Raw genomic sequence first — 12,859 nt, 5'->3', positions numbered from 1 at the left:
TCCGCGACCACCGTCAGCACCCCTGCACGGGCGATCACCAGCGCTAGGCGTCGCCCGGGATCGACGCGATGTCGCCGCCCCGTGCCGCGCCGACCTGCGTTCCGCGGAACGTTCACTGTCGCTCCAGCGCCAGTCGGGGCCCCGGTGGAGTTCGGAATTACTCGGCTAGTCGTCGTCGACGAGCAGGGCTTCCAGGGCGGGCATGGCGGCGACGATCCGCTGCCGCTCCTCGCGGCCGAGTCGTTCGAGGCGGCGGGCCACCAACGCGGTGCGGTGGCTGCGCACCTCGGCGAGCCGCGCCGCGCCGTCGTCGGAGAGCACGATCTGCACGCCGCGCGCGTCGTGCGGGTCCGGGGTCCGGATCACGAGGCCCTGCTCGTCGAGCGCTGCCAGCACCCTGCTCATCGTCGGCGCCGTCACGGCTTCGCGGCGGGCCAGCTCGGACAGCCGGAGCGGGCCGTGCTGCTCCACCGTGACCAGTGCGGACAGCTGCAGCGGTGGAATCGACTCCCGCCCGTCGATGCGGATGCGCCGATGCAGCCGGCCGACGACGAGCCGCAACCGGGCGGCGAGCGCGGTCAGCTCCTCGGTCTCCACGGACCCGGTGGTCATCGGCACATGGTGCCAGGTGCGCCTGGAGCGCGTTCTCACACCTTGCGCAGCCTGATCCCGGTGACGTCGTGCTTGGGTCCCTTGCGCAGCACGAGGCTGGCGCGCCCCCTGGTCGGCAGGATGTTGCGCTCCAGGTTGGGGCCGTTGATCTCCGCCCAGATGCTCTCGGCCCGCGCGATCGCCCCGGCCTCGTCCAGCGCGGCGTACCGGCGGAAGTACGACTCCGGGTTGCGGAACGCCGTCTCACGCAGCCGCAGGAAGCGCTCGACGTACCAGCGGCGGATGTCGTCGGTGGCCGCGTCCACGAACACCGAGAAGTCGATGAAGTCGCTCACCGCGAGCGCAGGCCCACCCTCGCGCGACGGCTGGGCCGGCTGGAGGACGTTCAGCCCCTCGAGCAGGAGGATGTCCGGGCGGTGCACGGTGGAGCGCGCTCCGGGCACGATGTCGTAGGTGAGGTGCGAGTACACCGGGGCCGACACCTCGGCCCGCCCCGCCTTCACCTCGGTGACGAACTCCAGCAGCGCACGCCGGTCGTAGGACTCCGGGAAGCCCTTGCGCGTCATCAGCCCGCGCCGCTCCAGCTCCGCGTTCGGGTGCAGGAACCCGTCGGTGGTGACGAGCGCGACCCGGGGGTGCTGCGGCCAGCGCGCGAGCAGCAGCCGCATGAGCCGCGCGGTGGTGGACTTGCCCACCGACACCGACCCCGCGATCCCGATCACGAACGGGGTGCGCGCGGTGGTGGCGCCCAGGAACGTCCGGTAGGCGCGGTAGAGCCGGCCGCCCTCCTGCACGTGCAACGTCAGCAGCCGTGACAGCGGGAGGTAGACCTCCCGCACCTCGTCGAGGTCGACCTCGTCACCCAGGCTGCGGACCTGGTCGAGCTCCTCGGCGGTGAGCGGGAGCGGCGTGTTCGCGCCGAGTCGGGACCACGACTCCCGGTCGAAGTCGACGAACGGCGACGAGTTCTGGGACGTCTCCTCCCGCAGCTCTTTCGGCGGGGCCAACGTCCCAGGCAACGCACCGGTGCGAATGCCGCTCATGAGGGGTCAACCTAGATCCCGCGCGGCCGGATCGCCCCTCTTCGTGACGGGCGCGACTCCCGCAGGAACCCGTACGGGCACACACCTACACTGGGGCCTCCGCTCCAGGAGGAACACGCCGTGCCCACCGCAAGCCCCGCAGATCCGGGCTGCAGTAGCGGGCCGGGTCCGACCCGGCGCCCCCACACCTGCCCTGCCCCAGCTGCGGCCACTCGCCGGCGAGGCCGCGGATGACCGTCGTGCTCTCCGTCCTCGGCCTGGTCGCCGTCGCCGCCCTCACCCTCGGCACCGCGATCTCGGTGGCATCGGAGTTCGCGCTCACCGCACTGGAACGCAGCCAGGTCGACGCCCACGTCGCCGAGGTGGGCGACCGCCGCGCGCGGGCCGTGCAGCGGGCGCACCGCAGCCTGTCGTTCCAGCTGTCCGGCAGCCAGCTCGGGATCACGGTCACCACGCTGGTCACCGGTTACATCGCCGAACCGGCCATTGCGTCGCTGTTCCGGCCCGGGCTCGAGGCGATGGGGTTCTCCCCCGGCCTCGCCGCCGGTACCGCCACCGTGCTCTCCCTGCTGCTCGCCACGACGCTGTCGATGGTGTTCGGGGAGCTCGTGCCGAAGAACCTCGCCATCGCGGGCCCGCTGCGCACCGCCCGCGCCGTCGTCTGGCTGCAGAGCGGCTTCGCGCACGCGTTCCGATGGCTGATCAACGGCCTCAACAGTGCCGCCAACTCCGTGGTGCGCCGCCTCGGCGTGGAGCCGGCCGAGGAGCTGCGCTCGGCCCGCTCGGCCCGGGAGCTCAGCTCCTTGGTCCGATCGAGCGCGGAGCACGGCACGTTGGACGCCGGCACGGCCACGCTGCTCGACCGGTCCCTGCGGTTCACCGACCGCGTCGCGGAGGACCTCATGACGCCGCGGGTCCGAGTGGAGTCGCTCGACGCCGACGCCACGGTCGCGGACATGATCGCGCTCGCCCGGCGCAGCGGCTTCTCCCGCTTCCCGGTGCACAACAGCGACCCGGACGCCGTGCTCGGCGTCGTGCACGTCAAGCAGGCGTTCGGCATCGACCCCGCCGACCGGGGCAGCGCCAAGGTCGGCGAGCTCGTGCAGGAGGTGCCGACCGTGCCCGGATCCCTCGACGGTGACGAGCTCCTCACGCGGCTGCGCAGCTCCGGGCTCCAGCTCGCGGTCGTCGTCGACGAGTACGGCGGCACGGCGGGCATCGTCACCCTCGAGGACCTCGTCGAGGAGATCGTCGGCGACGTCCGCGACGAGCACGACCGCGCCGAGCAGTCCACGGTGCGACCGCTCGGCCGCGACAGCTGGGTCGTGTCCGGGCTGCTCCGCGGCGACGAGGTGGCCGATGCCATCGGCTTCCAGATGCCCCCCGGCGCGTACGAGACGCTCGCCGGCCTCGTCCTCACCCGGCTCGGACGCATCCCGGACGTGGGCGAGGAGGTCACCGTCGACGGGTGGCGCCTCACCGTCCTGCGCCGGGACCGCAACCGGGTCGCCGAGCTGCGCCTGGCCCGCCCGGTCGCCGAGGAGGGCACGTGACCTCGGACCTGCTGGCACTCCTCGCCGCCGTCGCGCTGCTCGGGGCCAACGCGTTCTTCGTCGGCGCCGAGTTCGCGCTGATCTCCGCGCGCCGCGACCGGCTCGAGGCGATGGCCGCAGGCGGCACCGCGGCGGCCGCCACCGTGCTGCGCGCCCACGCCGACCTGTCCCGCATGCTCGCGGCGTCGCAGCTCGGCATCACGATCAGCTCGCTCCTGCTCGGCCGGCTCGGCGAACCCGCCGTCGCCCACCTCATCGAACGGCCCGCGACCTGGCTCGGCATGCCCGAGGCCCTCGTCCACCCGGTCGCGTTCACGATCTCGCTCGCCATCGTCGTGGTCGCGCACATCCTGCTCGGCGAGATGGTGCCCAAGAACATCGCCATCGCCGGGCCGGAACGCACCGCGATCCTGCTGGTCCCGCCGTTCCTCGTGTTCACCACGGTGATGCGGCCGCTGATCGAGCTGTTCAACGTGATCGCCAACGCCGTGCTGCGGCTGCTGGGGGTGGAGCCGCGCGACGAGCTGGAGGCGTCGTTCACCTCCGGTGAGCTGGCCGACCTCATCGCCGAGTCCGGCCGGGAGGGCCTGCTCGCCGACGACGAATCCCGGCGCCTCACCCGCGCCCTCCGCTCCGCCGAGGCCACCGTGGCCGACGTGCTCGTACCGGTGTCCGAGCTGGTGTCGCTCCCGGCCGAACCCACCGTCGGCGACGTCGCCCACGCCGTCGCCGAGACCGGGTTCTCCCGCTTCCCGGTGCGCGCGAGCTCCGGCGACCTCGCGGGGTACCTGCACGTGAAGGACATCCTCGACCTCGTCGACGACCCGGCGGCAGCAGTGCCGGGCTCGCGCATACGCACGCTGCCGGAGCTTCCGGCGTCCGTGCGGCTCGACGAGGCGCTCGCCGTGCTCCGCCGCTCACGAGCCCACCTCGGCCGTGCCGTCGGTCCGCGCGGTGAGACCGCGGGCCTGGTGGCGATGGAGGACCTCGTCGAGCACTACGTGGGCGAGGTCCGCGACGCCACCCACGCCCGCGAGCGGCAGGCCTGAGCGACCACTCCCCCGGCTCTGTTGTCGTTGCTGTTCGTGATCGTCAATCTGTGATTGACGATCAGTTGGCGTCAATGATTCGTTGACAGCGAATACAGATGCTCAGCCCCCGCTGGGGCCGCCAAGATGCCCGGGTGTTCGTTCCCGGCCTCCAGCTCTCCCGCGCCTTCTACATCGAGGCCGTCCGCCCGCTCCTGGGCGACGTCCGGCACTCCGCCGCCCGGATCGGGTCCGGGTCCGGGTCCGAGGTCCTCGGCTTCGACACGCCCCGCTCGGCCGACCACGAGTGGGGGCCGAGCCTCGAGGTCTTCCTCTCCCCCGCCGACGCCGGCCGCATCCCCGAGTTCGACCGCCACCTCGCCGAGCACCTCCCCCGCACCTTCCACGGCTGGCCGACGCACTTCGAGAGCGTCGAGGGCGACCACGTCGGCCGCATGGCCCCCACCAACGGCCCGGTCCGACACCGGGTCGGGATCACCACGGTCGGCACCTGGTGCGCCGATCGGCTCGGTGTCGACCCCCGCCCGGGCCTCCGCCCCGTCGACTGGCTGGCGCTGCCCGCCCAGGCCCTCGCCGAGGCCACCGGTGGCGCCGTCTTCCACGACGGCCTCGGCGAGCTGGGACCGCTGCGCGCCGCGCTCGCCTGGTACCCGGCCGACGTCTGGCGCTACGTCCTCGCCTGCCAGTGGCGCCGGATCGCCCAGGAGGAGGCGTTCGTCGGGCGCGCGGGCGAGGTCGGGGACGAGCTCGGCTCCGCCGTCGTCGCCGCGCGCCTCGTCCGCGACCTCATGAGGCTGGCCCTGCTCCTGCACCGGCGCTACCCGCCGTACAGCAAGTGGCTCGGCAGCGCGTTCGCCGCGCTCCCACTGGCCGCCGACCTCGATCCCGTCCTGCGCGGCACGCTTGCCGCCACCGTGTGGAAGGAGCGCGAGCGGCACCTCTGCACCGCCTATGAGGTCCTGGCGACCGCGCAGAACGAGACCCGCCTCGCCGCGGCCGTCGACCCCACCACCCGGCCGTACTTCGACCGTCCGTTCCAGGTGCTGAAGGCCGACCGCCTCGCCGACGCCCTCCTCGCCGCCGTCACCGACCCGGCGATCGCCGCACTCCCCCGCACCGGCGCCGTCGACCAGCACGCCGACAACACCGACCTGCTCACCGACCCCCGCCGCAGCCGAGCCGTCGCCCACGCGGCACTCGCGCGGGAACGGTGATCGAGCGGCGGCCGGCGGCTCTCGCCGTCGGCTGCTCCCGGCCGAGGTTCGGCGTCATCGATTCGTTGGCGATCCGGCGGTGTCAATGATTCGTTGACGAGTGGTGGCGATCACATGTATCACCACGGCCCGTGCACCCTCCTTGCTACGGACGGGTGGGGCGGAGGGGACCCGCCCGTCCACTCCAGCCCGTCCGCAGCCGGTCTGCCTCAGGAGGAGAACGCCTCCACCGGCGGGCAGCTGCACACCAGGTTCCGGTCGCCGTAGGCGCCCTCGATCCGGCGCACCGGCGGCCACACCTTCCGGTCGTGCACGCCGGGTGTCCCGCCCATCGGGTAGGCGGCGATCTCGCGCGAGTACGGGTGGTCCCACTTGTCCACGAGGCAGGCCGCGGTGTGCGGGGCTCCGCGCAGCGGGTTGTCCGTGGCCGGCCACTCCCCCGCCGCCACCCGGTCGATCTCCTTGCGGATGCCGATCATGGCGTCGACGAAGCGGTCGATCTCGGCGAGGTCCTCGCTCTCGGTGGGCTCCACCATGAGCGTGCCCGCCACCGGGAACGACATCGTCGGCGCGTGGATGCCGTAGTCGGCCAGCCGCTTGGCGACGTCGTCGACCGTGACGCCGGTCTCCTTGGAGATCCCGCGCAGGTCGAGGATGCACTCGTGGGCCACGTGGCCGTCCGCGCCCGCGTACAGCACCGGGTAGTGCTCGCGCAGCCGCGCGGCGACGTAGTTGGCGGCCGCGACCGCCGTGAGCGTGGCCCGGCGCAGCCCGTCGACGCCCATCAGCCGCAGGTACGCCCACGAGATCGGCAGCACGCCCGGGCTGCCGTACGGGGCGGCCGAGACCGCGCCCACGCTCTGTCCGTCCTTTCCGGCCCCTCCCGGCAGGAACGGCGCCAGGTGCTCGGCCACCGCCACCGGGCCGACGCCCGGTCCGCCGCCGCCGTGCGGGATGCAGAAGGTCTTGTGCAGGTTCAGGTGGCTCACGTCGCCGCCGAAAGCCCCCGGCCGCGCCAGCCCGACCAGCGCGTTGAGGTTCGCCCCGTCCACGTAGACCTGCCCGCCCGCCTCGTGCACCGCGTCGCACACCTCGCGGACCCGCGCCTCGAACACCCCGTGCGTGGACGGGTAGGTGATCATCAGCGCGGCCAGCGCCGACCCGTGCTCGGCGATCTTGGCGTGCAGGTCGTCCAGGTCGACGTCGCCGGTGGGCGCGGTGGCCACCACGACCACGCGCATCCCGGCCATCACCGCGGACGCGGCGTTGGTGCCGTGGGCGCTCGCCGGGATCAGGCAGACGTTCCGGTGCCCCTCGCCACGGCTGCGGTGGTAGGCCGCGATCGCCAGCAGACCCGCGAACTCGCCCTGGCTGCCCGCGTTGGGCTGCAGCGACACCGCGGCGTAGCCGGTGAGCTCGGCGAGCCAGCGCTCCAGGTCGGCGATCAGCTCGAGGGTGCCCGCCGCGTCGGCCTCGGGTGCGAACGGGTGCAGGTTCGCGAACTCCGGCCAGGTGATCGGCTCCATCTCGACGGCTGCGTTGAGCTTCATCGTGCAGGAGCCGAGGGGGATCATGGTGCGGTCGAGCGCGAGGTCGGCGTCGGCTAGGCGGCGCAGCCAGCGCATCAGCGAGGTCTCGCTGCGGTGCTCGTGGAACACCGGGTGGGTCAGGTACTCCGACTCGCGGCGCAGGCCGGCCGGCAGCGCGTCGCCGGTGCCGGCGTCGAGCTCCGCGGCATCGGCGGACACCCCGAAGGCGGACCACAGCGCGTCCAGGTGGGCGACCGTGGTGACCTCGGAGCACGCGATCCCCAGCGTGTCGGCGTCGATGCGGTGCAGCGCGATCCCGGCGCCGTGCGCGGCATCGGCCACCTCCTCCGCCCGGCTCGGCACCCGAACCCGCACGGTGTCGAAGAACTCCCCGTGCACGACCTCCACGCCCCCGGCGCGCAGCCCAGCGGCCAGCACCGCGGCCATCCGGTGGGCGCGCTCCGCGATCCGGCGCAGCCCGTCCGGGCCGTGGTACACGGCGTAACAGGCGGCGACGACCGCGAGCAGCACCTGCGCCGTGCAGATGTTCGACGTGGCCTTCTCGCGGCGGATGTGCTGCTCGCGGGTCTGAAGCGCCAGCCGCAGCGCCGGGTGTCCGTCGGCGTCGCGGGACATGCCGACGAGCCGCCCGGGCAGCTGCCGGGCGTGCTTCTCCTGCACCGACAGGTAGCCCGCGTGCGGGCCGCCGAACCCGAGCGGCACCCCGAAGCGCTGGGTGGTGCCGACGACGGCGTCCGCGCCCAGCTCACCGGGCGGGGTGAGCAGTGTGAGGGCCAGCAGGTCGGCGGCCACCGCCACCAGCGCACCCCGCTCGTGGGCCGCCTCGATCAGGGCCGAGGGGTCGCGGACGGCCCCGGAGGCGCCGGGGTAGCTCAGCAGCAGCCCGAAGAGCTCACCCTCGGGGAGGCCGCCCTCCAGGTCGGCGACGACGAGCTCGATGCCCAGCGGCTCGGCCCGGGTGCGCAGCACCTCGAGGGTCTGCGGGAGCGTGTCGGCGTCGACGACGAAGCGCGGCGAGCGCGCCTTGCCCGCCCGGCGCAGCAGCGTCATCGCCTCGGCGGCCGCGGTGGCCTCGTCGAGCAGCGACGCGCCGGCCACCGGGAGGCCGGTGAGGTCGGCCACGACCGTCTGGAAGGTCAGCAGCGCTTCGAGGCGGCCCTGGCTGATCTCCGGCTGGTACGGGGTGTAGGCGGTGTACCAGGCGGGGTTCTCCAGCACGTGCCGGCGGATCACCGGCGGCGTGATCGTGCCGGAGTAGCCGAGGCCGATCATGGGGACCGTGACGGTGTTGCGCGCCGCGAGTGCCCGCAGCTCGGCGAGCACCTCGGTCTCGGAGGCCGCCGGCGGCAGCGTGGACGCCACCGGCTCCCCGCCGTCCGCACCGTCGCGGATGCTGTCGGGTACGGCCGTGGCTGCGAGCTCGTCGAGCGAGGAGGCGCGGATCGCGGCGAGCATCGTGTCGAGCTCGGCGGGCCGGGGCCCGATGTGGCGGTCGGCGAACGGGGTACCGCGCTCCAGGTCGGAGAGTGTGGGTCGGTCGGTCACGGGATCCTCCGGGGGAAGCGCGATCGGTACGGGCAGGGCGGAGCTGCCCTCCCCCTCTGTCCCCGCCCGGCTACCGGGCGCCTGAGAGATTCACCCTTCGAGACCAGGGCTTTCCCCGTCGGCGGACGGGCAGGCCCGTCGCTTTCCAGAGGCGTCTCACCACGCGGTCCTGGCTGCCTGAGAGGTTCCGGGGAGGGGTTGCTCCTTCGGCGCCCGGTCGGGACCGGGACTCTCCCGCGTGAGTTCGGCGACTACCCGGCAAATGCTACCGGTGCGGCCCGCCGGTTCACGATCAGGCGGCTCGCCACCGAGGGGATGCGTGCCACGACCCCCTTCGACGGACCGACACGCCCTCGCGGGCTGCGCTCGTGGACGGCGCCGGTCCGGTCTCAGGAGTCGTCGACCGTGTCCTCGATGAGGAGCGCCGGCGGTGCCTGCAGGTCACGGGCGCGGAACAACATCGCGTGCTCGACCCCCATCTCCTTGCCGTTCAGCGCGAGGAACATCGGGATGAAGTCCGCGGGCGCGGGATGGTCCGGTAGCGCGGCCAGGTAGCGGGCGTGTGCCTCCAGTGACGCGACCCCGCGCTGCAGCGGTTCGCCGGTGACGTCCACACCGTGGGTCCTGCCGGGATCTCCGGCGAACGCCGGGAGGAGGATCCAGCGCACGTCGCACGGTTCGAGTCCTTCGTCGTCGATCTGCTCGGCGAAGACCCACCGGTTGGCGGCATCGCGCACCGCGTCGAGCGCGGCCAGACCGGCGGCACGATGGTCGGCCTGGTCGTAGCCCATCGGCGTCTCGACCGCGTACCCGAAGGTGACCACGACGTCCGGCCGGAACCGGCGGATCTCCCGGCAGATGTCGCGGCGCAGGTCCAGGCCGTAGACGAGCACGCCGTCGGGGTGTTCGAGCACGGTGAGGTGCTCGACGCCGACGGCTGCGCACGCGGCCTGCTGCTCGGCGAGGCGCAGGCGCGCGGTCTCCTCGGGCGGGTTGGGCATTCCTGCCTCCCCGCGCGTGAGCAGCAGGTAGCCGACCTCGATCCCGCGCGCGGTCCAGCGCGCGACGGCGGTGGAGGTGCCGTACTCCATGTCGTCCGGGTGCGCGACGACGCAGAGGACGCGCCGGAAGGACTCCTCGGGCAGTGCAGGCACCAGCTCGGTCATCGGGCAAACCGTCCTTCCGTTGCAGCGTTGCAACGACGTGGGTTCAGCGATCCCTCTGCAGCGACGGTGAGACCTGCGCCGGCACCGTGACCGGCTCCTCCGACGAGCGAGCTCCGACAGGGGCTGTCAGCTGATCGCGCGCCGCGCCCGGCGGCGGGACAGCTCGTCCTCGGGCGAGTCGTCGACGCTGCCGCCGTCGGCCCGCTCCACCGGGAAGTCCTTGATGGAGCCGCTGATCTCCTTCATGGCCCCGCCGACCGCGATGCCGAACACGCCCTGGCCGCCGCGCAGCAGGTCGACGACCTCCTCGGGCGATGCGCACTCGTAGACCGTGGTGCCGTCGCTGAACAGCGTGATGCCGGCGAGGTCGCGGATGCCGCGGCGGCGCAGGTGCTCGACGGCCACGCGGATGTTCTGCAGGGACACCCCTGCGTCCAGCAGCCGCTTCACGACCTTCAGGACGAGCACGTCCTTGAACGAGTACAGCCGCTGCGACCCGGAACCCGCGGCACCGCGGATCGACGGGACGACGAGACCGGTGCGCGCCCAATAGTCGAGCTGCCGGTAGGTGATGCCGACGACCTGGCAGGCCGTGGGCCCGCGGAAGCCGACGAGCTGGTCGGGCAGGCCTTCGAAACCTTCTCCGAGCAGCGGGTCGGGGAAGAGCTCGCCCTGCTCGGGCGCGCCGGACGGCGGCTGCTCCACCGAACTCCTTCCGCCGGAGCCCGACTCCGGCGACCGGGGGGTCTGCCGTACGACGAGCTGCGAGAAATCCGACGATATGAGCCTGCGCCTGCCCGGTCAACGCGGCACGCCGCCGCCTCTACGGCTGGGCGCCCCGGAAGTCCTCCGGAGTGATCGAGTCGAGGAACTCGCGGAACTTCTCGACCTCGTCCTCCTGCTCGTCCGGGATGATCAACCCGGCCTCGGCGAGCACGCTCTCCTCGGCGTGGATGGGCACCCCGATCCGCAGCGCGAGCGCCACCGAGTCGCTGGGGCGCGCCGACACCGTGATGCCGCCGTCGAACACCAGCTCCGCGTAGAAGGTGCCTTCCTGCAGATCGGTGATCCGCACCTGCTCGAGGCGCCGCCCCAGTGCGTTGATCACGTCCTTGAGGAGGTCGTGGGTGAGGGGCCGGGCCGGCTTGACACCCTGCTGCTCGAGCGCGATGGCGGTGGCCTCGACCGAACCGATCCAGATCGGCAGATAACGATCGCCGGAGGTCTCCCGCAACAGGAGGATCGGCTGGTTGGCGGGCAGTTCGACCCGTACCCCCACGACGCGCATTTCGCTCATCGCTCTGCTCCTCCTCGCGGTCCTGCGCTTCCCGACGCTACACGGCGCACCCTGCCGGCGCCCGACTCCGGACGGGTCGTGGCGCCGGTACGGCGAGTGGTGCGGAGGTCAGCCCCTCGCCCCGGACTCGCGCGGTCCGGTGAGGAACACGAGCCGGAACTTCCCGATCTGCACCTCGTCCCCGTTGGCGAGCACGGCGGTGTCCACCGGCTCCCGGTTGACGTACGTGCCGTTCAGGCTGCCGACGTCGACGACGACGAACTCACCCGCGTCGCTGCGGAACTCCGCGTGGCGGCGCGAGACGGTGACGTCGTCGAGGAAGATGTCGCTGTCCGGGTGGCGGCCTGCGCTCGTGGACGCCCGGTCGAGCAGGAACCGGGAGCCCGCGTTGGGGCCGCGCTTGACCACCAGCAGGGCAGAGCCGGCGGGCAGGGACTCGACACCGGAGACCGGCTGGTCCTGGGCCGGGGACTCGGCCTCCGAGAGGAAGTCCGCGCGGAAGACCGAGGTGGTCTCCGGGGAACGCTCCGGGGGCACGCCAGGCCCGTCGTTCGTGGTCACCTCGGGGTCTCCTCCTGATGGTGGGCTCGTGTGGTGCCCTGGCTTCACGGAAATGCACTGCTCCAGCGGTAAGTGTGACGCCGTTCGGGCGGAACACGCGCGCCGGCGCGAGGTCCTGCAAACCTACCCTGCAGCTGTGGGACCGGGAGGCCCGGTCAGCTGCCCGTCAGCTCCTGGTAGGCGGCCGCGTCGAGCAGGTCGTCCGGAACGCCGGTCGCGTCGTCGGCCAGCCGGATCTCGAACATCCAGCCCGCCTCGTACGGGCCGGAGTTGATCAGCTCGGGGTTGGCGTCGAGGGCGTCGTTGACGGCCGAGACCGTGCCGACGACGGGCGAGTAGATGTCGGAGACCGACTTCGTGGACTCGACCTCGCCGACGGCCGCACCTGCCGTGACCTCGTCGCCGACGGCGGGCAGCTGCACGAAGACGACGTCGCCGAGCTGGGACTGGGCGTGGTCGGTGATGCCGATGCGAACCACCCCGTCCCCCAGGTCGCGCACCCACTCGTGGGCTTCGGTGTAGCGGAGGTCCTCGGGGATCACGATCGGAACCCTAGCCCCCGCTCTGCTGGCCGCCCGCGACCCCCGCCCGATGGGCCGGCGTGCGCAGCGCGCGGACGAACTGGGCCAGGTAGAGGGCGCCCGTGTACAGGTAGAGCGTGGTGCCCCACACGGAGAACGCGTATGCGAACGGGCGGGCGAGATCGGCGAACCAGCCCTGCGCCTGCGCGGCGAGCAGGAGCGGGAACGCGTACAGCAGCAGGAACGTGGCGCCCTTGCCGAGGTAGGTCACCTGGTAGGGCCCGTAACCGCGGGAGCGCAGCACCGGCAGGGTGGCGGCGAGCAGGAGGTCGCGGGCCACGAGCGCGATCACCGCCCACCAGGGCACGACGTCGCGCACGCCCAGCGCCACCAGCGCGGCGAGGATGTACAGCCGGTCGACCGCCGGGTCCAGGAGCGCGCCGAGCGCGCTGTACTGGCCGAGCAGACGGGCGAGCTTCCCGTCGAGCCAGTCGGTGATGCCGCCGAGGGCCAGCACCACGATCGCCCAGATGTCCGCGCCCCACGCCGCGCCACCGGGCACGAGCAGCAGGTAGAGGAACACCGGCACCCCGGCGAGCCGCACCGCGCTGAGGAGGTTGGGCACGGTCAGCACCCGATCGCTGCGGAGCTGCGCCAGCAGGCTGGTCAGCGACGGTTCGGCCACCCGATGAGCCTACTGATCCCCGCCGCGCCGTCGCGCCTCGTGACGGCGCGGGGCACGATGCAT

Annotated in this window: 12 protein-coding genes and 2 riboswitches; of the genes, 3 read left to right on the top strand and 9 right to left on the bottom strand. The window is 72.9% G+C overall.

What is annotated here, in order from left to right; all coding sequences use genetic code 11:
* Positions 1-165 precede the first annotated feature (165 nt).
* Positions 166-612, bottom strand: coding sequence for a MarR family winged helix-turn-helix transcriptional regulator (locus tag FB388_RS14215; protein WP_142101115.1), 447 nt, complete (start codon positions 610-612; stop codon positions 166-168).
* Positions 613-647: 35 nt separating this feature from the next.
* Positions 648-1,619 (bottom strand): type I pantothenate kinase, encoded by a 972-nt coding sequence (gene coaA, locus FB388_RS14210; protein ID WP_246121913.1) that lies wholly within the window; start codon positions 1,617-1,619, stop codon positions 648-650.
* Between the two features lie 266 nt (positions 1,620-1,885).
* Between coaA and FB388_RS14205 the strand changes: the two genes are divergently transcribed.
* The 3 genes from FB388_RS14205 (at position 1,886) to FB388_RS14195 (ending at position 5,471) form a co-directional block, all read left to right on the top strand.
* Complete coding sequence (locus FB388_RS14205) at positions 1,886-3,208, top strand: hemolysin family protein (RefSeq protein ID WP_142101109.1); 1,323 nt, start codon at positions 1,886-1,888, stop codon at positions 3,206-3,208.
* The gene (locus FB388_RS14200) at positions 3,205-4,257 is read left to right on the top strand and encodes a hemolysin family protein (RefSeq protein WP_142101106.1); all 1,053 of its coding nucleotides are present in this window, start codon (positions 3,205-3,207) and stop codon (positions 4,255-4,257) included. Before FB388_RS14205 ends, FB388_RS14200 begins: the two co-directional genes overlap by 4 nt.
* Positions 4,258-4,391: 134 nt before the next feature.
* Positions 4,392-5,471 (top strand): DUF4037 domain-containing protein, encoded by a 1,080-nt coding sequence (locus FB388_RS14195; protein ID WP_246121912.1) that lies wholly within the window; start codon positions 4,392-4,394, stop codon positions 5,469-5,471.
* A gap of 209 nt (positions 5,472-5,680) precedes the next feature.
* On the opposite strand, the gene gcvP is transcribed toward FB388_RS14195, so the two are convergent.
* From gcvP to clsA, 7 genes are all read right to left on the bottom strand, one after another.
* Complete coding sequence (gene gcvP / locus FB388_RS14190; protein ID WP_142101101.1) at positions 5,681-8,566, bottom strand: aminomethyl-transferring glycine dehydrogenase; 2,886 nt, start codon at positions 8,564-8,566, stop codon at positions 5,681-5,683.
* 53 nt (positions 8,567-8,619) lie between these two features.
* A riboswitch (glycine riboswitch) is annotated at positions 8,620-8,718 on the bottom strand.
* Between the two features lie 2 nt (positions 8,719-8,720).
* A riboswitch (glycine riboswitch) is annotated at positions 8,721-8,813 on the bottom strand.
* Between the two features lie 142 nt (positions 8,814-8,955).
* Positions 8,956-9,732 carry a PIG-L deacetylase family protein gene (locus FB388_RS14185; protein WP_142101098.1) on the bottom strand — a complete coding sequence of 259 codons (777 nt, stop codon included), beginning with the start codon at positions 9,730-9,732 and terminating at the stop codon, positions 8,956-8,958.
* Positions 9,733-9,858: 126 nt separating this feature from the next.
* Positions 9,859-10,437, bottom strand: a complete 579-nt coding sequence (locus tag FB388_RS14180; RefSeq protein ID WP_211361910.1) for a MerR family transcriptional regulator — start codon at positions 10,435-10,437, stop codon at positions 9,859-9,861.
* Positions 10,438-10,555: 118 nt separating this feature from the next.
* Complete coding sequence (locus FB388_RS14175; protein WP_142101093.1) at positions 10,556-11,029, bottom strand: bifunctional nuclease family protein; 474 nt, start codon at positions 11,027-11,029, stop codon at positions 10,556-10,558.
* 108 nt (positions 11,030-11,137) lie between these two features.
* Positions 11,138-11,590 carry a glycogen accumulation regulator GarA gene (gene garA, locus FB388_RS14170; RefSeq protein ID WP_142101090.1) on the bottom strand — a complete coding sequence of 151 codons (453 nt, stop codon included), beginning with the start codon at positions 11,588-11,590 and terminating at the stop codon, positions 11,138-11,140.
* A gap of 155 nt (positions 11,591-11,745) precedes the next feature.
* Positions 11,746-12,132: a glycine cleavage system protein GcvH gene (gcvH, locus tag FB388_RS14165; protein ID WP_142101087.1), complete on the bottom strand. Its 387-nt coding sequence runs from the start codon at positions 12,130-12,132 to the stop codon at positions 11,746-11,748.
* Positions 12,133-12,142: 10 nt separating this feature from the next.
* Positions 12,143-12,796 carry a cardiolipin synthase ClsA gene (gene clsA / locus FB388_RS14160; protein ID WP_246121911.1) on the bottom strand — a complete coding sequence of 218 codons (654 nt, stop codon included), beginning with the start codon at positions 12,794-12,796 and terminating at the stop codon, positions 12,143-12,145.
* Positions 12,797-12,859 lie beyond the last annotated feature (63 nt).

The sequence above is a fragment of the Pseudonocardia cypriaca genome (assembly GCF_006717045.1).
Taxonomy (GTDB): domain Bacteria; phylum Actinomycetota; class Actinomycetes; order Mycobacteriales; family Pseudonocardiaceae; genus Pseudonocardia; species Pseudonocardia cypriaca.
The sequence above is the reverse complement of the archived record's forward strand: the minus strand, read 5'-3'. Positions and strand labels throughout refer to the sequence as shown.